The sequence below is a fragment of the Sporosarcina saromensis genome (assembly GCF_033253735.1).
In the GTDB taxonomy this organism is placed as follows: Bacteria; Bacillota; Bacilli; order Bacillales_A; family Planococcaceae; genus Sporosarcina; species Sporosarcina saromensis.
In genome coordinates this window covers 42,240-63,660 of sequence record NZ_JAUBDI010000007.1, presented here as the reverse complement: position 1 = coordinate 63,660, position 21,421 = coordinate 42,240, and the positions used below count along the sequence as shown (strand labels likewise).

At 42.0% G+C, this 21,421-nt stretch carries 25 protein-coding genes and 5 tRNA genes; 27 read left to right on the top strand and 3 right to left on the bottom strand.

What is annotated here, in order from left to right; genetic code table 11:
- Positions 1 to 28: 28 nt before the first annotated feature.
- The 14 genes from QT711_RS09235 (at position 29) to rpsI (ending at position 8,329) form a co-directional block, all read left to right on the top strand.
- Positions 29 to 682, top strand: a complete 654-nt coding sequence (locus QT711_RS09235; RefSeq protein WP_317943664.1) for an adenylate kinase — start codon at positions 29 to 31, stop codon at positions 680 to 682.
- Between the two features lie 92 nt (positions 683 to 774).
- Entirely contained in the window at positions 775 to 1,110 is a 336-nt protein-coding gene (locus QT711_RS09230) for a hypothetical protein (protein ID WP_317943662.1), read from the top strand.
- The gene (gene infA, locus QT711_RS09225) at positions 1,110 to 1,328 is read left to right on the top strand and encodes a translation initiation factor IF-1 (protein WP_060203457.1); all 219 of its coding nucleotides are present in this window, start codon (positions 1,110 to 1,112) and stop codon (positions 1,326 to 1,328) included. The genes QT711_RS09230 and infA overlap by 1 nt, the downstream gene beginning before the upstream one ends.
- A gap of 40 nt (positions 1,329 to 1,368) precedes the next feature.
- Positions 1,369 to 1,482, top strand: a complete 114-nt coding sequence (rpmJ, locus tag QT711_RS09220) for a 50S ribosomal protein L36 (RefSeq protein WP_076758849.1) — start codon at positions 1,369 to 1,371, stop codon at positions 1,480 to 1,482.
- A 24-nt stretch (positions 1,483 to 1,506) separates the two neighbouring features.
- On the top strand, positions 1,507 to 1,872 hold the full coding sequence (gene rpsM / locus QT711_RS09215) for a 30S ribosomal protein S13 (RefSeq protein WP_317943661.1): 366 nt from the start codon (positions 1,507 to 1,509) through the stop codon (positions 1,870 to 1,872).
- Between the two features lie 25 nt (positions 1,873 to 1,897).
- A complete protein-coding gene (gene rpsK, locus QT711_RS09210; RefSeq protein ID WP_239430248.1) occupies positions 1,898 to 2,287 on the top strand; it encodes a 30S ribosomal protein S11 in 390 nt (129 codons plus the stop codon).
- 135 nt (positions 2,288 to 2,422) lie between these two features.
- Positions 2,423 to 3,367 (top strand): DNA-directed RNA polymerase subunit alpha, encoded by a 945-nt coding sequence (locus QT711_RS09205; RefSeq protein WP_317943659.1) that lies wholly within the window; start codon positions 2,423 to 2,425, stop codon positions 3,365 to 3,367.
- A gap of 30 nt (positions 3,368 to 3,397) precedes the next feature.
- Entirely contained in the window at positions 3,398 to 3,778 is a 381-nt protein-coding gene (gene rplQ / locus QT711_RS09200) for a 50S ribosomal protein L17 (RefSeq protein WP_317943657.1), read from the top strand.
- Positions 3,779 to 4,069: 291 nt separating this feature from the next.
- Positions 4,070 to 4,915: an energy-coupling factor ABC transporter ATP-binding protein gene (locus QT711_RS09195; protein WP_317943797.1), complete on the top strand. Its 846-nt coding sequence runs from the start codon at positions 4,070 to 4,072 to the stop codon at positions 4,913 to 4,915.
- Entirely contained in the window at positions 4,891 to 5,760 is an 870-nt protein-coding gene (locus tag QT711_RS09190; RefSeq protein WP_317943655.1) for an energy-coupling factor ABC transporter ATP-binding protein, read from the top strand. Before QT711_RS09195 ends, QT711_RS09190 begins: the two co-directional genes overlap by 25 nt.
- On the top strand, positions 5,760 to 6,563 hold the full coding sequence (locus QT711_RS09185; protein WP_317943653.1) for an energy-coupling factor transporter transmembrane component T family protein: 804 nt from the start codon (positions 5,760 to 5,762) through the stop codon (positions 6,561 to 6,563). The genes QT711_RS09190 and QT711_RS09185 overlap by 1 nt, the downstream gene beginning before the upstream one ends.
- Positions 6,564 to 7,310 carry a tRNA pseudouridine(38-40) synthase TruA gene (gene truA, locus QT711_RS09180; protein WP_317943651.1) on the top strand — a complete coding sequence of 249 codons (747 nt, stop codon included), beginning with the start codon at positions 6,564 to 6,566 and terminating at the stop codon, positions 7,308 to 7,310. It begins immediately after the preceding gene.
- Between the two features lie 169 nt (positions 7,311 to 7,479).
- The gene (gene rplM, locus QT711_RS09175) at positions 7,480 to 7,917 is read left to right on the top strand and encodes a 50S ribosomal protein L13 (RefSeq protein ID WP_317943650.1); all 438 of its coding nucleotides are present in this window, start codon (positions 7,480 to 7,482) and stop codon (positions 7,915 to 7,917) included.
- Between the two features lie 19 nt (positions 7,918 to 7,936).
- Positions 7,937 to 8,329 (top strand): 30S ribosomal protein S9, encoded by a 393-nt coding sequence (rpsI, locus tag QT711_RS09170; RefSeq protein ID WP_317943648.1) that lies wholly within the window; start codon positions 7,937 to 7,939, stop codon positions 8,327 to 8,329.
- A 426-nt stretch (positions 8,330 to 8,755) separates the two neighbouring features.
- On the opposite strand, the gene QT711_RS09165 is transcribed toward rpsI, so the two are convergent.
- The gene (locus QT711_RS09165; protein WP_317943647.1) at positions 8,756 to 9,616 is read right to left on the bottom strand and encodes a nuclease-related domain-containing protein; all 861 of its coding nucleotides are present in this window, start codon (positions 9,614 to 9,616) and stop codon (positions 8,756 to 8,758) included.
- 587 nt (positions 9,617 to 10,203) lie between these two features.
- On the opposite strand from QT711_RS09165, the gene QT711_RS09160 reads away from it, so the two are divergent.
- From QT711_RS09160 to QT711_RS09135, 6 genes are all read left to right on the top strand, one after another.
- Positions 10,204 to 10,644 carry a MarR family winged helix-turn-helix transcriptional regulator gene (locus QT711_RS09160; protein WP_317943645.1) on the top strand — a complete coding sequence of 147 codons (441 nt, stop codon included), beginning with the start codon at positions 10,204 to 10,206 and terminating at the stop codon, positions 10,642 to 10,644.
- Between the two features lie 52 nt (positions 10,645 to 10,696).
- Positions 10,697 to 11,641: a ring-cleaving dioxygenase gene (locus tag QT711_RS09155; protein WP_317943643.1), complete on the top strand. Its 945-nt coding sequence runs from the start codon at positions 10,697 to 10,699 to the stop codon at positions 11,639 to 11,641.
- Positions 11,642 to 11,643: 2 nt separating this feature from the next.
- On the top strand, positions 11,644 to 12,699 hold the full coding sequence (locus QT711_RS09150) for an LLM class flavin-dependent oxidoreductase (protein WP_317943641.1): 1,056 nt from the start codon (positions 11,644 to 11,646) through the stop codon (positions 12,697 to 12,699).
- Between the two features lie 295 nt (positions 12,700 to 12,994).
- Positions 12,995 to 13,291, top strand: coding sequence for a rhodanese-like domain-containing protein (locus QT711_RS09145; protein ID WP_317943639.1), 297 nt, complete (start codon positions 12,995 to 12,997; stop codon positions 13,289 to 13,291).
- A 282-nt stretch (positions 13,292 to 13,573) separates the two neighbouring features.
- Positions 13,574 to 14,287: an N-acetylmuramoyl-L-alanine amidase gene (locus tag QT711_RS09140; RefSeq protein ID WP_317943637.1), complete on the top strand. Its 714-nt coding sequence runs from the start codon at positions 13,574 to 13,576 to the stop codon at positions 14,285 to 14,287.
- A gap of 75 nt (positions 14,288 to 14,362) precedes the next feature.
- The gene (locus tag QT711_RS09135; RefSeq protein WP_317943635.1) at positions 14,363 to 15,424 is read left to right on the top strand and encodes a P-loop NTPase; all 1,062 of its coding nucleotides are present in this window, start codon (positions 14,363 to 14,365) and stop codon (positions 15,422 to 15,424) included.
- Positions 15,425 to 15,443: 19 nt separating this feature from the next.
- Here QT711_RS09135 and gerD read toward each other — a convergent pair whose 3' ends face one another.
- Entirely contained in the window at positions 15,444 to 16,079 is a 636-nt protein-coding gene (gene gerD, locus QT711_RS09130) for a spore germination lipoprotein GerD (protein ID WP_317943633.1), read from the bottom strand.
- A 110-nt stretch (positions 16,080 to 16,189) separates the two neighbouring features.
- On the opposite strand from gerD, the gene QT711_RS09125 reads away from it, so the two are divergent.
- Positions 16,190 to 16,870: a KinB-signaling pathway activation protein gene (locus tag QT711_RS09125; RefSeq protein WP_317943631.1), complete on the top strand. Its 681-nt coding sequence runs from the start codon at positions 16,190 to 16,192 to the stop codon at positions 16,868 to 16,870.
- Positions 16,871 to 17,126: 256 nt separating this feature from the next.
- On the opposite strand, the gene QT711_RS09120 is transcribed toward QT711_RS09125, so the two are convergent.
- Positions 17,127 to 17,792, bottom strand: coding sequence for a polysaccharide deacetylase family protein (locus QT711_RS09120; protein ID WP_317943630.1), 666 nt, complete (start codon positions 17,790 to 17,792; stop codon positions 17,127 to 17,129).
- Positions 17,793 to 17,982: 190 nt separating this feature from the next.
- Here QT711_RS09120 and QT711_RS09115 point away from each other — a divergent pair.
- The 6 genes from QT711_RS09115 to QT711_RS09090 all read left to right on the top strand — a co-directional run bounded on the left by QT711_RS09115 (position 17,983) and on the right by QT711_RS09090 (position 21,421).
- Positions 17,983 to 18,057: transfer RNA gene (locus tag QT711_RS09115), tRNA-Asn, on the top strand.
- A gap of 9 nt (positions 18,058 to 18,066) precedes the next feature.
- Positions 18,067 to 18,139: transfer RNA gene (locus QT711_RS09110), tRNA-Thr, on the top strand.
- 118 nt (positions 18,140 to 18,257) lie between these two features.
- Positions 18,258 to 18,332: transfer RNA gene (locus QT711_RS09105), tRNA-Glu, on the top strand.
- A 122-nt stretch (positions 18,333 to 18,454) separates the two neighbouring features.
- Positions 18,455 to 18,539, top strand: a tRNA-Tyr gene (locus QT711_RS09100).
- A 54-nt stretch (positions 18,540 to 18,593) separates the two neighbouring features.
- Positions 18,594 to 18,668: transfer RNA gene (locus tag QT711_RS09095), tRNA-Gln, on the top strand.
- A gap of 653 nt (positions 18,669 to 19,321) precedes the next feature.
- Entirely contained in the window at positions 19,322 to 21,421 is a 2,100-nt protein-coding gene (locus tag QT711_RS09090; RefSeq protein ID WP_317943629.1) for a sensor domain-containing protein, read from the top strand.

The window sequence follows — 21,421 nt, the reverse complement described above, 5'->3', positions numbered from 1 at the left end:
TTTTGAATACGGATGGAGGGCAAGACGTATGAATATCGTCTTAATGGGTCTGCCGGGTGCCGGTAAAGGTACACAAGCAGACAAAATTGTCGAGAAGTACGAAATCCCTCATATTTCTACAGGCGATATGTTCCGTGCTGCTATTCAGGAAGGCACGGAACTTGGAGTCAAAGCAAAATCGTTCATGGATCAAGGTGCTCTTGTTCCTGATGAAGTGACAATTGGTATCGTTCGTGAACGATTAAGCAAATCCGACTGTGATAATGGATTCCTACTTGATGGTTTTCCAAGAACAGTTCCTCAAGCAGAAGCACTCGATGCGTTGCTTTTGGACATGGGACGGAAAATTGAGCATGTGCTTAACATCAAAGTAGAAAAAGATGAACTTATCGCTAGATTGACCGGTCGCAGAATTTGTAAAGTATGCGGCACATCCTACCACTTACAGTTCAATCCACCTAAGGTTGAAGGTGTATGTGACAAGGATGGCGGGGAACTTTATCAGCGAGCGGATGACAATCCGGAAACTGTCACGAACCGTCTGGAAGTAAATATGAATCAAACAGCACCGCTCTTAGCGTTTTATGACAATAAAGGCGTGTTGACGAATATAGATGGTCAAAAAGACATCAATGATGTTTTTAAAGACCTGGACGCGATCTTACAAGAGAGTGGCCAGTGATCCTTTCCGGACGCAATTCATGCACGCCATATTGTGGGCAGCATCGCACTATTGCACGGAAAGAACGTTTAATTAACGAGCTGCAAAAGCATATGGTGCCCGGTATAGGAATTGGTGATCATCCACTAGTAGAACGTTTTTGGGACGTTGTACATGCAAATATTCATTTCGGTGGATATAATGTAGAATGTGTCCGGAAATATTCCGCAAAGTTGGAGTGCACCAACGGCAATCCTGTCGTTTGTGTCTTTTCCGATGCGATTTTCCACAACAAAAGTCGGGGACTGACTAACGGGAAACGAAGTGTGACAGACGTCTTTCGAACATCACTCATGCAATCCGGACATATGTTGAAGGAAGCTTTGAAGGCGACAGTTGCCGCTCGATGGTTAAGACCTTTATTGGATATAGAAGGGAGACAGGATTGATGGCGAAGGACGACGTAATTGAAGTTGAAGGTACCGTAGTCGAAACGTTGCCGAACGCGATGTTCAAGGTGGAATTGGAAAACGGTCATACGATTCTTGCACATGTTTCAGGCAAGATCCGCATGCACTTTATCCGTATCCTACCTGGTGACAAAGTGACGATGGAACTCTCACCTTATGATTTGACACGCGGTCGTATCACATACCGTTTCAAATAAAACTTTTGCAACTCCGGAATATTGAAGGAGGTTGGGTAAGATGAAAGTAAGGCCATCTGTAAAACCGATCTGTGAAAAATGTAAAGTTATTCGCAGACGCGGCCGAGTAATGGTAATCTGTGAAAATCCAAAACATAAACAAAGACAAGGCTAATACAAAGGGAGGTGCACAATCTATATGGCACGTATTGCTGGTGTAGACGTACCGCGCGATAAGCGCGTAGTCATTTCATTGACATACATTTTTGGAATTGGTAAAACAACTGCACAAAAGATCCTTGCTGAAGCTGGTATTTCTGAAGATACTCGCGTTCGCGATCTTACTGAAGCAGAACTTGATAAAATCCGTGAGCAAATCGACGGTTTGAAAGTTGAAGGGGACCTTCGTCGTGAAACTTCTTTAAACATCAAACGTTTGATGGAAATCGGAAGCTTCCGTGGAATCCGTCACCGTCGTGGATTACCTGTTCGTGGACAAAACACGAAAAACAACGCACGTACACGTAAAGGTCCTAAACGGACAGTTGCTAACAAGAAGAAATAATAGGTAAAGGAGGTTTTTCGTAGACATGGCACGTAAACAACAAACTCGTAAACGTCGTGTGAAAAAGAATATTGAAACTGGTATTGCACATATCCGTTCGACGTTCAACAATACAATCGTAACGATCACTGATAGCCACGGGAATGCCCTTTCTTGGTCTAGTGCAGGTGCATTAGGATTCAGAGGATCTCGTAAATCAACTCCGTTTGCTGCACAAATGGCTGCTGAAACAGCTGCTAAAGCTGCTATGGAGCACGGCTTAAAGTCTTTGGAGGTTACTGTTAAAGGACCAGGTGCTGGTCGTGAAGCTGCTATCCGTTCACTACAAGCTGCAGGTCTTGAAGTAACTGCTATTAGAGACGTAACTCCGGTTCCGCATAACGGTTGCCGCCCACCAAAACGTCGTCGTGTGTAATGGTTTGTTTTCCAATTGATTGAGAAGCACAATTTTTGGCAAAAATGATTGTGTGATTGCATGGTGATCGTATTTGATAATCGATTTCAATATGGAACGGCCACTATACTAGACGTTTTGAAGGAGGGTAAATAAATGATCGAGATTGAGAAACCGAAGATTGAAACAGTTATGATCAGTGAAGATTCCAAGTTTGGTAAGTTCATTATTGAACCATTGGAACGTGGATACGGAAATACTTTAGGGAATTCCTTGCGCCGCGTGCTTCTTTCATCATTGCCAGGAGCTGCCGTGACATCTATCCAGATCGACGGAGTTCTTCATGAATTCTCTACAATTGAAGGTGTCGTTGAAGACGTTGCAACAATTATTTTGAATGTGAAGAAACTTGCTCTTAAAATCTATTCAGATGACGAGAAAGTGATTGAAATAGATGTAAAAGGTGAAGGCAAGGTGACTGCTGCAGACATTACTCATGATAGTGATGTCGAAGTATTAAATCCTGATCTTCAAATCGCCACACTCGGCAAGAACGGCCATTTACGTATGCGTATGTATGCTGTTCGTGGGCGAGGCTATGCACCTTCTGATCAAAACAAACGTGAGGATCTTGCGATTGGTGTAATTCCGATCGACTCTATTTACACTCCAGTTTCACGCGTCAATTTCCAAGTCGAGAATACTCGTGTAGGTCAAAGTACGAACTTTGATAAGTTGACGTTTGATATTTGGACAGATGGTAGCATCGGTCCGAAAGAAGCTGTTTCGCTCGGAGCCAAAATCCTGACGGAGCATCTTAACATCTTTGTTGGCATGACAGACGAAGCACAATCTGCAGAAATCATGGTAGAAAAAGAAGAAGACCAAAAAGAAAAAGTGCTTGAGATGACTATCGAAGAGCTCGATCTTTCTGTTCGCTCTTATAACTGCCTGAAACGTGCAGGCATCAATACAGTCCTCGAACTTGCAAACAAGTCAGAAGACGAAATGATGAAAGTGCGCAACCTGGGCCGTAAATCACTTGAAGAAGTGAAGGCAAAATTGGACGAGTTGAACCTTGGGTTACGCTTGGAAGATTAAGAACATATAGATTGAGGGAGGGAAACTTCTATGGGTTACAGAAAACTTGGACGCACAAGTTCACAACGTAAAGCAATGCTTCGCGACTTAGCGACAGACCTTATCGTACATGAGCGCATCCAAACAACTGAAGCGCGTGCGAAAGAATTGCGTTCAGTCGTTGAAAAGATGATCACTCTTGGTAAGCGCGGTGACTTGCATGCACGCCGTCAAGCTGCACAATTCATCCGTCGCGAGTTGGTGACAACTGCGGACGAAGAAGGTAATGAGAAAGAAATCTTTGCACTTCAAAAATTGTTCGATACTGTTGCACCACGTTACGCAGATCGCCAAGGCGGTTACACACGTATTATGAAGATGGGACCTCGTCGTGGAGACGGAGCACCTGTTGTCGTAATTGAGCTAGTGTAATTTTGTATTAAATAACTATGTAAGGGTGTGTCTGTCATACGCACAGCCACACCCTTTTCATCAATAATGATTTATACGACAAATATTAAAAGCTGAGTGTTACGATCGACAGTATAGCTGATCGGTCTAGCTCTACGCATCTCATCCGCTGATAAGGATTGAGCACCCATTATCAGAATAGAATTGAGCGCATTTCTTCGGATGAGGTGCGCGCTTTTTTTATTTATTCTCATGAAATATTATAGAATTCAATCTTTATACATAATCGAAGAAATGCCGGGGGTGAAAGATGTGAAAGAAATTTTATCGTTGGATCATGTGTCGTATACATATGAATCAGATGAGACAAATCCACGTAAGGCGATAGATGATGTATCGTTCACAGTCCGTGATGGTGAGTGGATTGCAATAGTTGGCCACAACGGATCAGGCAAGTCAACGCTAGCAAAACTTATGATTGGACTGCTTTTTCCGGAAGAAGGAGAAGTGAACGTTTTCTTAGAGCAGTTAAATGCAGACACACTATGGTCAATTCGTTCTAAAATGGGAATTGTATTTCAAAATCCAGATAACCAGTTTGTCGGTTCCACAGTACAAGATGACGTTGCATTCTCTTTAGAAAATAACGGAGTCCCTTTTGAGGAAATGGTGCCTCGTGTGTATGATTCATTGGCACAAGTGAAAATGGAAGGGTTTCTGAATCATGAACCTCACCATCTTTCCGGTGGACAAAAACAACGTGTCGCCATTGCTGGAGCGCTTGCGATGCAACCGAAGCTATTAATTCTTGATGAAGCGACGTCAATGCTTGACCCGCAAGGTAGAGATGAAGTAATTCGTGTCGTTGATGACTTAAAACGCACGACCGGTTTAACCGTTTTATCTATTACACATGACTTAGAAGAAGTTTTAAGGGCGGATCGCGTCATTGTGATGAATAAAGGAAAATTAATGATGACAGGCAAGCCTGAAGAGATTTTTGCACATGGTGAAGAACTTGAAGCAATCGGTTTGGATTTGCCATTCGCTTACCGTGTGTCAAAATCGCTACGGGAGCATGGTGTGCAACTTCAAGGTGAACATATGACAGAAGAAGAGTTGGTGAATGAGTTATGGACATCTCACTTCAACAAGTAGGCTACTCCTATGCGAAAGGTACGCCTTTTGAGAAAAAGGCATTGTATGAAGTTAATGCGACAATAAAGTCAGGATCCTATACAGCTGTAATCGGCCATACCGGATCAGGGAAATCGACGTTATTGCTCCATTTAAATGGATTGCTAAAGCCGACGGAGGGTGTCGTACAAGTTGGCGATATAAAAATAACATCTGAGACAAAAGGGAAAGAGTTGAAATCTATCCGTCAGCACGTTGGAATTGTTTTTCAATTTCCCGAACACCAACTTTTTGAAGAAACAGTCGAGAAAGATATTATGTTCGGTCCTTTGAATTTCGGGGTGCCTGTGGAAGAAGCGAGAGAACGGGCACATGCGCTGATCAAGTTGTTAGGCCTACCAGAGGATGTTGCGGAAAAATCTCCATTCGACTTATCGGGTGGGCAAATGCGGCGCGTTGCCATTGCAGGTGTTCTGGCGTTTAAACCGTCCATTCTCATTTTGGATGAACCAACAGCTGGATTGGATCCAAGAGGACGTAAAGAAATTATGGAACTGTTTCATCGGTTGCATGAGGAGGAGAATCTTACAACGATTCTCGTCACACACAGTATGGAAGATGCCGCAAAATATGCCGATCAAATTCTAGTCATGCATGAAGGTCGTTCTGTAATGGCTGGACCGCCGCAAGAGGTGTTTGCGGATGCGGACAAGCTAAAGACGTACAGACTCGGTTTACCGCGTTCTGTGGCATTCCAGAGGGACATAGAAAAGTTGTTTGGCAAAGAGTTGAACATGTTAGCACTGACAGAAGAACAATTGGCTGCTGCGATTGCAGAAGCGCTTACGAAAGAAGGTGAGCGTTAATGCTAGAAAAAATGATTTTTGGCCGATATGTACCTGGTGATTCATTCGTCCATAAATTGGATCCAAGATCAAAACTTCTATTTGTTTTTATGTTTATCATCGCAGTGTTTCTAGCGAATAATACAGTGACCTATAGCTTGTTGTTAGTATTTACGTTGTTCATCATATTCGTTGCCAGAATCCGTCTCTACTTTTTATTCAATGGTTTAAAACCTATCTTATTCCTTATCATTTTTACGTTGCTCATGCACTTCATTTTCACAAAGGAAGGCGCATTGCTGTTTGAATGGAAGTTCATAAAAATTTACGAAGAAGGGATTCGACAAGGGATTTACATTTCTGTCCGTTTCCTCGTCCTCGTGTTAATGACGACCATTTTGACACTTACAACCTCTCCAATCTCAATCACAGATGGTATGGAGACACTATTGAATCCTTTTAAGAAATTGAAGTTACCTGTCCATGAGTTGGCATTGATGATGTCAATTTCTCTTCGTTTCATTCCAACCTTAATGGATGAAACGGATAAAATACTAAAAGCTCAGCTTGCTCGAGGATCAGATTTGACGAGCGGTACCATTAAAGAACGTATACGAGCTGTCGTTCCACTACTTGTGCCGTTATTCGTCAGTGCATTCAAGCGTGCAGAGGATCTGGCCATCGCCATGGAAGTGAGAGGGTATCGGGGCGGAGAAGGAAGGACACGTTATCGACAATTGAATTGGCAAGGTCGCGACACGTTTACTATGCTCGTGTTTGTCTTGCTTGTTGCAGCACTCTTCCTGTTAAGAGGAGGCAGTTAAATGAAACGTGTAAAAGCTACAGTCGCATATGATGGAACAGGTTACGCGGGGTACCAATATCAACCGAATATGCGCACCGTTCAATCGGTCATCGATAAAGCACTTGTCAAACTGCATAAGGACACATCGATCTATTCGGTTGCAAGTGGTCGAACGGATGCAGGCGTTCATGCTTGGGGCCAAGTGATTCACTTCGATACACCTCTTAACCTGCCGCTAGATCGATGGCAGATGGCATTGAATGTTTTATTGCCAAAAGATGTACGCATCGTTGACACCGAATTTGTCAGTGATGACTTTCATGCACGCTATTCCGCAACCGGCAAAACGTATTTGTACAAGTGGTCGTTAAGTCGAATACAAAGTCCGTTTGAACGCAATTATGCAGTGCACTTAGGCAAATGGACGCCTGACATCGAACGGATGCGGGCAGCTGCACAGTATGTCATTGGTACACATGATTTCACAAGTTTTTGTTCATCAAAAACGGCTACGGAAAACAAAGTGCGGACTGTACGAGAATTAACGCTTGAAAAACAAGGTGAAGAGTTGCTCATGACAATCGAAGGCGACGGATTTTTGTACAATATGGTTCGTACAATTGCAGGCATGCTTTTTGCGGTCGGCATCGGTTGGAACGAGCCATCGGACATGAAGGAAATCCTTGAAGCAAAAGACCGGAAAAAGGCCGGAAAAACCGCACCAGCACACGGTTTGTACTTGATGAGTGTCACCTACGATGACTGAGTCAACTTTTCCAGGTGTTTTCTCACAAAACACTTGACTTATTACTGAATTCAATATAAGATGATAAATGGTATTTCAATAACCCCACAATAAGCCCCGGAAAGTTTATTTGTGTTTAGGGATAGAGAAAACAACGGAACAGATTGATATTTTTAGGAGGAAACAATACATGCGTACAACATTCATGGCTAAAGGTCACGAAGTAGAGCGTAAATGGCTCGTTGTCGACGCTGAAGGACAGACGCTTGGACGTCTTGCTTCTGAAGTTGCATCAATTTTGCGCGGCAAACATAAACCTACGTTCACACCACACGTTGACACTGGCGATCACGTAATCATCATCAACGCTGAGAAGATTCAATTGACTGGGAATAAATTAAAAGATAAGATCTACTACCGCCACTCTGGCTACACTGGTAGCATCAAACAACGTACAGCTCTAGAAATGCGTACAAACTATTCAACTAAAATGTTGGAACTTGCGATTAAAGGGATGCTTCCAAAAGGCCCTCTAGGTCGTCAAACAATCAAAAAACTTCATGTCTATGCTGGAGCAGAGCATCCACATGCGGCACAAAAACCAGAAGCATACGAGCTTCGTGGATAATTAAGAGGAGGAAACACCTTTGGCACAAGTACAATATATCGGCACTGGCCGTCGTAAAAGCTCAGTAGCTCGTGTACGTCTCGTTCCTGGCGAAGGAAAAATTGTCGTCAACAACCGTGACGTAGAAGACTACGTACCATTCGAAACACTTCGTGAAGTGATCAAGCAACCACTTGTCGCTACACAAACTCTTGGCAGCTATGATATCCATGTAAACGTCAATGGCGGCGGATACACTGGACAAGCAGGCGCTATCCGTCACGGCGTAGCACGCGCTCTACTTACTGTAGACCCTGACTTCCGTGGCGCTTTGAAATCAGCAGGATTGCTTACACGTGACCCACGTATGAAAGAACGTAAAAAATACGGTCTTAAAGGCGCACGTAGAGCTCCTCAGTTCTCGAAACGTTAATCTTGTATTATTGCAGAGCCCTTTCCCGACTTTGTTGGGAAAGGGCTTTTTTTGGCGTTTGTATATAGTTTATGGTCGTTATTGATTTAGGAAGTATTGCTTGTAAAATGTGAATTCGTCATGAAAAGAAGGTTACGGGTTAAATAGAAGTGTTTTAAATGCCCGTGTGTGCTGAAAACCGCAGCTCGCGGTCAAATAGAAGTGTTCTAAATGCCCGTGAGCGCAGAAAACCGCAGCTCGCGGTCAAATAGAAGTGTTCTAAATGCCCGTTAGAGTTGAAAACCGCAGCTCGGGGTCAAATAGAAGTAATCTAAATGCCCGTTAGCGGTGAAAACCGCAGCTCACGGTCAAATAGAAGTACTCTAAATGCCTGTTAGAGCTGAGAATAGTTGCTATCGGTCAATTAAACCTGAGATATAGTCAAATTTAGTTAGTTGTAGAGTCTATTAGAATTTTATCAACAAAATATCTATGTCTCCTCAATCCCTTGGGTGTGTAGTTTTGGCCGAGCACTCTTCTTATCGTCTTAATTGAAACATCACTCCCGCACCAATCCCACACTTGCCTCGTAGTGATCATCCTATCCGGGAACAGTAACCGTAATTCCTCAATACTGCGCATAATGCTGTCATCCACAACTTCGGACAACCCGCAATTTTTACAACTCATGAAACGACTATCCTTCTGTTCCATAAAAGTAAAGCAAGAGCTGCAGAGGATGCCTTTCTTCAATTCTTCATACGCATAATGCGGAACTCGAACATACGGTGATTTTGGCAGATGAAGCTTCAGTAATCCTTCAGCAAGCTGGAGATGTTTTGCGCTCAAGGAAGAAGGAACTTGTTCCAGACGCTTCATGAATCGCTTTAACTGAGTTGGTAAAATGATTGGCGTATCCACTGGTGCTTGCAGGAGCGTAAATTCTGGGTTGATAAAAGCGAGATAGCCTTTGATTGACAAGTTGCTACTTTTTAGCATGGATCGCAGAAGAGCGATACTCCGATTCAGCTGATGCAAAGGATTTATAATTTCCTGGTTATTGGAAACTAGGCGGAACGTGCCTGCATCGTACACAAATTCTCCTTCGTAATTCTTTACCTCAAAGAGCAATATCTCCTTTTCCGAAATTAGCATTGTATCAATTTGAAAAACAGAATGGTTGTGCTCGAAACAGATGTCATGCAATAGGTAGGTATCTGATTGCAAGGATTCGATAAGATGTATAAATTGATCTTCTCCTTCTAATCCTTTCGACAAGTTCACAAAGCGCTTAAACTCATTTTCCACTAACGCAACACGGCTATGGAGTGAGCGCAGTATGCTCAACTCGGTTGCCGATGAACGCGCCTTTATAACATATGTCAACGTCCAACAGCTCCTGTTCATTTATTTAAATGGATAAAAGTGTTAAGGAGAGAAAAGTATGCTAGGGAGATTATGGTGATAGCATTTATGGGGGACTATCTTATCTCTCATGTTCGACATCGAAGTGAAAATACCTGCTAATTCAAAATACATATTGAATCCGAAAAGGAAATTAAGAAATGTTAAACTGTCAACAAACAAGTTACAAGTTACGCAGATAATGACTATTGATGAGGAATGAAAACGGCTGTTGCTGAATTAATAAATGAATTATTAAAAATGGGTCAAACCTGATGTTTCCGCAATCCCTATAAAGCGGAAATACAATTTAATATCGTGCGAAAAAGTGTGAAATAAGATAAGCATAATAAACTGCATCCATATTTAATGACGGGTATTCATGCATTCTTCAATACTTATTGAGGATATATCTCGAATTCGAGATATAATCCTTGCAGAACTATCAATTGAGTAGTAAAGTGATAAGTATAAGAGGGAGGTCGAACTAGTTGAAAAAGAATACTCGAGGTTCGTTAATTTGGCTACGGCTAACTCGTTTCACGAATCAAAGTAACTTGCTTTCAAATGAATTCTTAAAGAAATTCGATCTGACTACCGCGCAATTTGATGTGTTAATGCAAATTTCAAATTACGAGCCATTAACACAAAATGAGTTAGCGAAAAAAGTTACAGTTACACAAGGTGGAATTTCTCGTATGCTCGCTCGTCTTGAAAAAGATGGACTCATTGAACGCAAGCAAGATTGGAAAACGAAATCTATTTCATTAACAAAGAAAGGTAGTGATAAACTCAATCACGCCTTTGAGGATCAACTTGCATTTCAATCGTCTTTTTTTGATGAGTGTTTAACTGAGGATGAACAAAAAACGTTATATATGCTTATGTCGCGTGTGCAGAAAAATAGTGAAAAGAAAATGGGGGGAGAATAATTTTTTTTGCCCCATCACTTGATTAGTCAAATGAAAATAAGGAGGAACAATAATGTACACAATTCCTGGACATCACCACATTTCAATGATTACAAAAGACGCAAAAACAAACAATTATTTTTATCGCGAAGTGCTTGGCTTACGCCGAGTGAAAAAAACAGTCAACCAAGATGATCCGTCGATGTATCACTTGTTTTACGGAGATCAAACAGGAAGTGCAGGCACAGAATTATCGTTCTTTGAAATTCCAATGGTTGGACGGACTTACAGAGGTACCAATGCTATTACCCAAATAGGTCTACTTGTACCAACCGAAGAGAGCTTGTTGTATTGGAAAGCGCGATTTGAAGAATATGGTGTACAGCATGGTGACATTACAAATTACGTCAATCGACCTGCGCTGCATTTTGAGGATTCTGAAGGGTTACGCATGGTACTTCTCGTTTCTAATGGCGCGAAAGTAGACCACTGGGAATCATGGGTAAAATCCAATGTGCCTGTAGAGCACCAGATTCAAGGCATGGGTTCTGTGGAAATATCCGTGCGCAGACTCGATAAATTAGCAAGAACATTAACAGAGATGTTTGGTTATGTAGAAGTATCACGTACAGATGATGAAGCGGTCTTCCAATCAGTTCAGGGAGAAGTATTTGGAGAAATCATTGTGAAAAAGATCGCCGGACCAACTGAAAAGCCTGGTCGTGGTAGTATTCATCATTTAGCAATCCGCGTTAAAAACGATGAGGAACTTGCTTACTGGGATAAACAAGTCCGGTCGTTCGGATTTGCTTCCACTGGAATTGTTGATCGTTTCTACTTTAAAAGCTTATATTTCCGTGAGTCAAATGGGATTTTATTTGAAATTGCAACAGATGGACCAGGTTTCACAATTGACGGTGATATAGAAACACTTGGTGAAAAACTGGACTTGCCGCCATTTTTAGAAACCCGTCGAGCTGAAATTGAAGAAAAGCTACAACCACTAGAGGAGGAATAACAATGGAACAATATCGTATCGATCCATCAAAAGGAATCGAGTTTGGACTGTATTCACTTGGGGACCACATTCCCAATCCGCTAACTGGAGAGACCATTTCAGCTCAACAGCGTATAAAAGAATTAATCGAGCTAAGTAAATTAGCGGAACAAGCAGGAATTGATGTGTTTGGAGTAGGTGAAAGTCATCAGAAGTACTTTACAACACAAGCTCATACGGTCGTACTAGGTGCGATTGCTCAAGCTACAGAAAAGATTAAAATTACAAGTTCCGCAACGGTTCTTAGTGTTTCAGACCCTGTACGCGTGTACGAAGACTTTGCCACAATTGATTTAATTTCAGATGGTCGTGCAGAAATTGTTGCTGGTCGAGGTTCCCGTGTAGGTGCGTACCAATTGCTAGGTGTTGATTTACAGGACTATGAGGAAATTTTCGAAGAGAAATTAGAACTTCTCATGAAAATAAACGAAGAAGAACTGATCACATGGCAAGGGCAGTTTCGAGCTCCATTACAAAAAGCTCAAATTTTACCACAGCCGAAAAATGGCTCACTTCCTATTTGGCGTGCAGTCGGAGGGCCCCCTGCAAGTGCCATTAAAGCTGGATATATGGGGATTCCAATGATGCTGACAACGCTAGGTGGGCCAGCCATTAACTTTAAGCATTCCGTTGATGCTTATAGAGAGGCGGCTACACAAAGTGGCTTCGATCCGAAATCATTGCCTATTGCGACAACAAGTCTATTATATGTTGCTGATACGTCTAAAGAAGCTTTACAAGGCATGTACCCACATATTAACGGCGGTTTCCAAGCTATTCGTGGTGGAGGCTATCCCGAACATCAATTCGCGCAAGCGCTTGATACCCGTGATGCATTAATGGTTGGGAGCAAAGAAGAGATTATCGAAAAAATGCTTTACCAACACGAGCTTTACGATATGCAACGTTTTATGGCTCAAATTGACTTTGGTGGAGTACCTCTTAAAAAGCTTATGAAAAACATCGAGATTATCGGGAATGATATTATACCGGCTATCAAAAAATACACAGCAAAGTAAATGGTCAATACAAAGGACTTACTTCATCCGCCGTTAGTATCGTAACGGGAGATAAAACGGTAAATTGCGAGTAGAAGACCTAGAGGATATTGGAAACCTGTTGCTGAATTTGTTTCTGAAATTGAATAAAGCTATTGTTCCGGAGCAGGATAAGAGCTAAGATGCATAAAGAATGGTGGAAATAAGAAAATGTTTTTGGACTAGCAATTTGTTTTTGCAGAGCATAGTGATGGACTCGATACCGCCGGGTGTATATGATATTGGTAAGACATATGCCTATTCAGGAGGTTTTGACATGAAAGAAATTACAACAAGCGAATTGCAACAACAGTTAGAGAGCGGAGCAACCCTAAATATGATTGATGTTCGTGAAGCGGACGAAGTGGCTGAAGGAATGATTGAAGGCGCAATCCATATTCCATTAGGTGAAATTCCAGACCGTATGAATGAACTCGATGCATCACAACCGTACATTATGATTTGCCGTTCAGGTGGGCGTAGTGGACGTGCTACAGAGTTTTTGACAGGACATGGTTTTGATGTAACCAATATGGTTGGCGGCATGTTAGAGTGGTCTGGCGAGGTTAAATAATTGTGGAAGAGAGGAGCCGATAGGGCTTCTTTTTTGTTTTTAAACTGCTTTTGAAATGCAAACTCTCCATCGCTTGTCGGGGTTATTCAAGCGCTCTTCGCTTTAGTGTTCATCCAGCTACAAGCATTAGCCCTCGAATCGCTTCGATCTTGAAAGAAATGGCAAAGAGCGCCTTTTTTCAATCTTTCCAGCACTTGTCGGAGCTGTTCAAGCGCACTTCGCTTTAGTGGTTATATCTTGACCATCTTTTGCGTATAGTGGAGGAAAAAGGCGGTGTGAATGTTGAAACGATGGCTGGTCATGGGTTTGTTGTTTGCAACTTCTTTACTTGTTGTTTTTTATGGCGTACAGGCTTCAGATCGAGGTTTTTTCATGCCAGAGCAGCTAGGAGGAGTGAAAATTGTCATTGATCCAGGGCATGGGGGATTAGATGGTGGTGCATCGGTTGGAGAGGTCGTCGAGCGTGACATTACGTTAAGCATTGCACATGAATTGAAAAAGAAGCTTGAGAAGGAAGGCGCAATTATCGTGATGACGCGTGAAAAGGATGGAGATGCCATCGCGGAACATGCACCAAAGGAGAAGTTTGGCACGACGCGGCAGCGGAAAATGGCCGATTTGAAATTGCGAGAAAGCATAGCGATTGAAGAAGAACCCGATATGTTTTTAAGTGTACATGTTAATGCCATACCGGATGAGAGATGGCGTGGGTCACAAGTGTTTTATCATGCGGAAGGTCATGAAGGTGGCGAAATGCTCGCTAAGTCCATTCAAAGTTCTTTCCGTGATAATTTGCAGAACACCGATCGGGAAGCGATGGCGATTAAAGGCGTCTATCTACTGAAAAAAGTACCAATGCCTTCCGTCTTAATTGAGACCGGCTTCATTTCAAATCCTGAAGAACGTCAATTACTGACGAATCCGTCCTACCATGCGAAAGTAGCGGATGCCATTGTAGAAGGGATCATTCAATTTCATACGGGAGAGGGAAATTAAGCATTACGCCATTTAATAAAGTGCCACTATGTTATACTTAGAATAGATTGAATAAACTTCTAAGGAGTGGCCGAATTGATTAACGAACAAATTATCCGTGAAGTTGTGGGCGAGCTAAAGGATCCGTTTTTACATAAAACACTAGCTGAAACCGATGGAATTGTAAACATATCGGTGAAGCCTGAAAAACAGCATGTCAGTGTAAAATTGGCCATCGCTAAAATCAACACGGCGGAGCAAATGAACTTGCAAATGAAAGTTGTAGAAGTCATTAAAGCAGCAGGAGCTGACTCGGTTGGTATTCGATTTGAAGAATTGCCACCCGAAACACTTGAAAAATTCCGTGGAACTGCAACCGAAGCAGAAGCACAAGATTTATTATCTCCACTAAATGACATTGAATTCATTTCGATTGCTTCAGGTAAAGGGGGCGTCGGTAAATCTACTGTTTCTGTCAACCTGGCTGTGGGCCTTGCACGATTAGGCAAAAAAGTCGGCCTGATTGATGCGGATATTTACGGCTTCAGTGTTCCAGATATGATGGGAATCACGGAGTTGCCGGTTATTCGTCAAGATCGCATCATTCCTGTCGAACGATTTGGTGTGAAAGTTATCTCCATGGGATTCTTCGTGGAGGATAATGCACCAGTTGTATGGAGAGGACCTATGCTAGGAAAAGTCCTCGATCAATTTTTCCGCGATGTCGATTGGGGAGATTTAGATTACTTAATTCTTGATTTGCCACCTGGAACTGGTGACGTTGCGCTTGATATTCACCAAATGATTCCTGCGTCCAAAGAAATCGTTGTTACAACGCCACATCCAACTGCGGCATTCGTTGCAGCGCGCGCCGGTGCAATGGCTCTACAAACGGAGCATACGATTTTAGGTGTAATCGAGAACATGGCTTGGTTCCAATCTCCATCGACTGGAGAAAAGGAATATGTATTTGGTCAAGGTGGAGGTCCGCGTCTCGCAGAGGAATTACGTACGGAACTATTAGGCCAAATTCCGCTCGGACAACCGGATTGGAATGAAACAGAATTTGCGCCTTCTGTCTATGCAGAAGATCATCCAATTGGGCAAACGTATGCAATGATTGCAGAAACGATTATTGGGAAAACGAAAAAAGCATAATATAAAATGAGCGGGGAGGTTATTCACCTCCGCCGCCTTTTTCTTCTCCGCCAGAATCTCCACCGCCCTCAGATTCGCCACCTTTTTCAGTAGGTGCCACTTCGCCGGCCTTCAAAATAAGTTCTTGCCACTTTGCTTTCATCAGTGGGTTGTTAATTGTTTCCTCTACAGATTTCTCGATTTGTTTCTTCATGTTGGCGGACGATAAAATCGTTTCGAGTTGTTTTTGCATGTCAGGCTGACCGAAAAACTCTTCCATCTCTTTTTGAAACGAAGAATCATTCATCAACTTGGACATAACATCCTGTTGTTGCTCTTTCATGCTTTTGGCAATGGACTCGGCAAATTTCGGATCTTCAAAAGCCTGTTTCCAAAAGTCCTCACCTTTTTTAGAGAGCAATGTTTCCTCAATCGATTTTTTCACTTCTGGTTGCTCTAAAACGATTAATTCTCGGAATTCGGGATCTGCCATCATTTTACGTATAGCCTTTTTCCCTTCTTCCGTTTGTAAAGCGTCCGTCATCATTTTCTTCATTTCATCATAATTGGGACTTTGCTGTTGCTGACTACAGCCTGCGATAAGGAGGACGAGGAGTAGGTAATGAACCCATTTTTTCATCATGGAAATCAAAATCCCTTCCGATTGCTTTTTCATTTATTGTTCACAATATAAAGGGGAATATGCATGAAACGTACAATGAAATAGATTTTTCGGCAAAACGTTGTTACACTAATGGAAGCAATTGAAAACGGGGGAACACAATCGTGACCATACGAAATTGGGTTAAATTCTTTTTTAATGCATTACTAATAGGTGGAATCGTCACAGCAATCGCGGGACTAATTGTAAGGTGGGAGTTTTTCTCGGAATTTCTATCAAATGGAGAATACTTTGACTTTATTAGCGCATTCATATGGATGATCTTTCTTGGATTTACGATGAGTGTCGTTGCGCAAATGGGCTTCTTCGCGTATTTGACAGTCCATCAGTTTGGCGTAAATATGTTTAAATCGTTGACGCTATGGAATTGGGTTCAGCTATTAATTATCGCTGTCGTCCTTTTCGATTTAGTCTTCTTTAGATTCAAGCTGACAGAAGGCGACACAGGCCGTACGCTGTTATACATTACGTTATTGTTTTCACTACTTTCGGTATCTATTGTGACAGCATATTTCAAAGCGAAGTGGACAAAAAAGCACGCACTCATATCTGCACTATTCTTCATGATTGTCATCACAACGCTCGAATGGTTACCAGCTCTTATGGTCCGCTCAGGAAACATCGATTCTTGGGTCACCATATTATTATTCCCACTTTTAGCGGTAAATGCGTACCAGTTGCTTATGCTTCCGAAGTATAACCGCCAATCGGACGTCGATAAAGCACGTCTAGATGCCCGCAGAGAGGCACGCAAAGCAAGCAAAAACACAACAAAAAAGAAATAACAGAAAAAAGCACAACGCCTACTAAGGATGTTGTGTTTTTTCTGTTGTAAAAACATGCGTTACGGCGCACAACTTGCAAATAACACTTTATACATGCCTCAAACGCGGCATAACTCGTAAAACGCAGCAAACTATCCAAGAACACAGCATAAACTCGTAAAACGCAGCAAACTAGCCCGATAACACCGCATACGAAAGAAAAACGCCTCATACTTTCATCTAACGAAGCATACCTACAAAGAAGATCAGTTTTCTATCACTCCGGTATTCTCTTTGTCTTAATTGACATATTAAACAGTACACCTTCCAGCGATTTATATTCTCGAGTTTCATTCAGTTTCTTAAATGCAGCCATACTAATCCGCTTCTCTCTATAATGGGGAATGGAAATAATCTCTCCTTCTAGAACAGGTGGCGGCTCTCCTTCGTACCATTTCACAGTGGAACCAATTGGATTCACTTCACTGTCCCACAGGGCTGTACGCAAAGAAAGAGGGAACACTTCATCAGAAGTCCGGAACCATAGAGGCTTTGTGCCAAAGTGTTTCTCATACAGTTGCAATTGCTCTGCTAACAATGCCGTATTTTGTTCGTACGAATCACCGGCATGTCCTAATAAACCAATGGGAATATTTTTTTCTTCAATTAATTCCACTATATCCGGAAACCGTTCTACCCAATCCATGTCTAATAACAATAACGGGTAAGGAGCTTTCAATTCGCTGACCAATTGTTCTACTTCTTCATCACCAAAAGAAATATTAATTGTTAATGCTGATCCGGACATGCCTCGCACAATTACTTCAGCGGGCTCATCCGTTAATCGAAATACAGTTTTTAATGAATCAGAGCCAGGCATATTAGGGAAAAATAGAACAACGACACTTACTACGAGTAGAAGAATTACTATTTTTGTTTTCATGTTACATCTCCTTTGCTACGAATCATATAGAGTACTTTATGAGGCAAGCTTGACCATTATGAGTACACCATGCTACGATAAAAAAGTTGTAACGGAAGGTTGAAAAACTTTTTCTAAAAAAACAGTTGCATTCTTAATGACTTTTGGATATACTAAATCTTGTCGTTGGAGAATAAAAATTTAGTACGATTCCGCAGTAGCTCAGTGGTAGAGCAATCGGCTGTTAACCGATCGGTCGTAGGTTCGAGTCCTACCTGCGGAGCCATTTTTTTATGCTTCCATAGCTCAGTAGGTAGAGTGCTTCCATGGTAAGGAAGAGGTCACCGGTTCGAATCCGGTTGGAAGCTTCTGGAAGTATCTTGGTGAAACCTTCTAAAGAAAATTTAAAAATGGGCTTGCGTAGACTAAACAAATTTGTTACTATAACACTTGTGCGATTCATAACAACGACTTACTTATGATGAAGGCCCCTTGGTCAAGCGGTTAAGACACCGCCCTTTCACGGCGGTAACACGGGTTCGAATCCCGTAGGGGTCACCATGTTTGTTCCTCTTAAATAAAGAGGTATCTATATTGGAAACAATGGATATGTACAATAGTACATAAACAACAAAACCAAAAAAAGCTGGCAAAGAGATGCGCAGCTTATTATTTTTTTACCTGGTGGGGTAGCGAAGTGGCTAAACGCGGCGGACTGTAAATCCGCTCCCTCAGGGTTCGGCGGTTCGAATCCGTCCCCCACCACCATTTTTTTTCTTTTGTAGCAGTTTGGGATACGCAGCATATCACCAAGTATAACGTTGGGGTATAGCCAAGCGGTAAGGCAACGGACTTTGACTCCGTCATTCGTTGGTTCGAATCCAGCTACCCCAGCCAATTTTTCAAAACGCTCCACGTTTTGAAAAATTTGCGAGTAATACCGAAAGGTATTAGGAGCAAATGGGTTTGAGAATTAATTGCGAGTAATACCGAAAGGTACTAGGAGCAAATGGGTTTAAAGATCAATCTAACTAAATTAAATACAACACTAACCACCAAAATCCTTATACCTGTAGGGTTTTTTATTTTGCCTAAAAAAACGATTCATGAACTTTTCTTCATATAGTAGACACGCCGTCTCTCTATTGAAAACATACTTTATTTAAAACTGCGTCCTAACATTGGAGAGCAGTTTTTTTCATGTTTAATGAAACAACACTGCCCATTTCATTGCTGTGAAAGTAGGAAATTGACTCCACTTTTTCAATCTCTATTTACAAATTTTATCCTCAATCTACCGAAACAGCATAATTCAATCTCGTCAGTATTCAACATCTAGTCACATTACCGAATTCACTAGTCTAAAACATCCATGCAAACAAAGCGCAACTAACTGCAATTTCGTAAAAAGTTCATACTCCCGTTTACTATTATAACGACGAAGGAAGTATGATAGAAAAGTAGTGTTGCATATTAGGTAAATCAGTCCTTTTATACATATCCCATTTATACGGATACATTAGGAGAGGAAAAGTGAGTGTGTAGAGTTTATGGAGAAATACATAGAAATGATGCATGAGATGACGGGCAGAACGAATAAACAAGAAGTGGAAGAAATGTTGGCTGATATTGCTTATGCGCTCGACCAATCCGTCATTGTTGCCATCACGGATAGAACCGGGAAAATTACATACGTGAATGATTTATTCGTTAAAACATCGCAATACAGTGCGGAAGAGTTAATTGGACGAACGCATGCAGTCGTTAATTCCGGCTACCACCCAAAATCGTTTTTTAAAGAAATGTGGGCTGCAATTGGTAAAGGGGAGATATGGCATGGTGAAATACGTAACCGTGCAAAGGATGGTAGTTTCTACTGGGTGGATACGAAAATTGTCCCATTCATGAATGAGTTGGGAATTCCCAATCGGTATATCTCGCTTCGGTATGACATTACGGAGAGGAAGCTGATGGAGCAACAAATTCGGAAAGATGCGGAAGTGTATCAGCTAATCACGGAGAATGCCATCGACTTCATTTCCGTCATTGACACATCGGGGGAGTTTCAATATATCTCTCCTACTTATGAACAGTTGCGTGGTTGCAATGACACATGCACTACAAACAATCTATTCGCGCTAATTATTGAAGAAGATCATGAGGTAGTTCATAATGCGATCGCAATGGCAGGGAATACGCATGAATCGGTAACAGTAGAGTTTCGGATCATTGATCAATTAAAATCCATTCGTACAATGGAGGCAAGTTTAAAACGCATTCGACAAACCGGTGAATACCTCCACAATCTTGTTGTTTCCATGCATGATATTACGGCTCAAAAAGAATCAGAATTACGCATTCAGGATTTGGCTTGCTATGACCAGTTGACAACTTTGTTGAATCGACATGCGTTCGGCCAAAAACTATATACCAAGCTTGAGCGGGAAAGCTCTTCTTTCGGCCTTGTCTATATGAACATTGATCGGTTTCGACACATAAATGATTCCTTTGGTCAAGAAACAGGGGATTATGTTTTGTCGGTCGTTGCAGAACGCTTAAAAAAAGCGCTCGGGAGAGAGGCTATGCTAGGTCGAATTTCTGGTGATGAGTTTGCATTCATTCTTCCACAAGCTTACGATGAAAAAGATGCATTCCTTTTGACAGAACGTATACAAAATCAACTGGCGCAACCGATATTGATTGGAAGTGATTTGTACGTAGTATCAACTAGCTGTGGGATTGTAATGTTTCCGCAGCATGGCCGTACCCCTTCTGATTTATTTATGAAAGCTGAGAAAGCCTTGCATGTTGTCAAGGAACATGGCGGCGGCAGTCTGATGATGTACGAGCCGGGCACTGCACAGAAAACGTTGGAACGGATATTGCTTGAGAACGAGTTGAGGAAGAGTGTCCAAAAGGGGCATTTTACGTTAGAATATCAACCCAAAATGAATTTGGAACTAGGTGAACTAAGTGGCGTAGAAGCGCTGGTACGTTGGAATCATCCTGACTTAGGCCGTATCCCTCCTGATACTTTCATTCCCCTTGCGGAAGAGACAAAAATTATTGTGCCGTTAGGTGAATGGATTTTACGCCAAGCTTGCAAGCAGGCGTGGCAATGGAGAAAACAAGGGTTCAAGCCGTTTCGAATTGCCGTCAACATGTCAACGGTTCAGCTTGAAGAACCGGATATTGTGTCTACTATTAAGCGCGTTCTACATGAAGAAGACGTAACTCCAGAATTTATTGAAATTGAGCTGACAGAATCTTCGTTTGCTGATCGTGAGGAAATGCGCCATACCATACAAGCCATTCGGGAGATAGGAATTACTGTAGCCATAGACGATTTTGGGACGGGATACAGCACGTTTAGCTATATAAAAGAATTGCCTGCAGATACGTTAAAAATTGATATGTCTTTTATTCAGGACATCGATGTGAATGAACAAAGTAGAGCAATCGTAAAAGCGATTGTTACGCTAGCTGACACTGCAGGATTGCGTGTGATTGCTGAAGGGATTGAGACGGAAGAGCAGGCAAAACTGCTCCTTACATTAGGTTGTAAAGAAGGGCAAGGATACTTCTACAGTAAACCAGTTCCGGCGGATGAGTGTGAATACATGATTCCTAAAACAGTGGAATATGAATAA

Bases quoted from the DNA above. Each gene is read 5' to 3' on its own strand.
- QT711_RS09235 (WP_317943664.1), top strand. From the start codon at position 29: ATGAATATCGTCTTAATGGGTCTGCCGGGTGCCGGTAAAGGTACACAA.
- QT711_RS09230 (WP_317943662.1), top strand. From the start codon at position 775: ATGGTGCCCGGTATAGGAATTGGTGATCATCCACTAGTAGAACGTTTT.
- infA (WP_060203457.1), top strand. From the start codon at position 1,110: ATGGCGAAGGACGACGTAATTGAAGTTGAAGGTACCGTAGTCGAAACG.
- rpmJ (WP_076758849.1), top strand. From the start codon at position 1,369: ATGAAAGTAAGGCCATCTGTAAAACCGATCTGTGAAAAATGTAAAGTT.
- rpsM (WP_317943661.1), top strand. From the start codon at position 1,507: ATGGCACGTATTGCTGGTGTAGACGTACCGCGCGATAAGCGCGTAGTC.
- rpsK (WP_239430248.1), top strand. From the start codon at position 1,898: ATGGCACGTAAACAACAAACTCGTAAACGTCGTGTGAAAAAGAATATT.
- QT711_RS09205 (WP_317943659.1), top strand. From the start codon at position 2,423: ATGATCGAGATTGAGAAACCGAAGATTGAAACAGTTATGATCAGTGAA.
- rplQ (WP_317943657.1), top strand. From the start codon at position 3,398: ATGGGTTACAGAAAACTTGGACGCACAAGTTCACAACGTAAAGCAATG.
- QT711_RS09190 (WP_317943655.1), top strand. From the start codon at position 4,891: ATGGACATCTCACTTCAACAAGTAGGCTACTCCTATGCGAAAGGTACG.
- QT711_RS09185 (WP_317943653.1), top strand. From the start codon at position 5,760: ATGCTAGAAAAAATGATTTTTGGCCGATATGTACCTGGTGATTCATTC.
- truA (WP_317943651.1), top strand. From the start codon at position 6,564: ATGAAACGTGTAAAAGCTACAGTCGCATATGATGGAACAGGTTACGCG.
- rplM (WP_317943650.1), top strand. From the start codon at position 7,480: ATGCGTACAACATTCATGGCTAAAGGTCACGAAGTAGAGCGTAAATGG.
- QT711_RS09155 (WP_317943643.1), top strand. From the start codon at position 10,697: ATGTACACAATTCCTGGACATCACCACATTTCAATGATTACAAAAGAC.
- QT711_RS09150 (WP_317943641.1), top strand. From the start codon at position 11,644: ATGGAACAATATCGTATCGATCCATCAAAAGGAATCGAGTTTGGACTG.
- QT711_RS09145 (WP_317943639.1), top strand. From the start codon at position 12,995: ATGAAAGAAATTACAACAAGCGAATTGCAACAACAGTTAGAGAGCGGA.
- gerD (WP_317943633.1), bottom strand. From the start codon at position 16,079: ATGAAAAAGCAATCGGAAGGGATTTTGATTTCCATGATGAAAAAATGG.
- QT711_RS09120 (WP_317943630.1), bottom strand. From the start codon at position 17,792: ATGAAAACAAAAATAGTAATTCTTCTACTCGTAGTAAGTGTCGTTGTT.
- QT711_RS09090 (WP_317943629.1), top strand. From the start codon at position 19,322: ATGGAGAAATACATAGAAATGATGCATGAGATGACGGGCAGAACGAAT.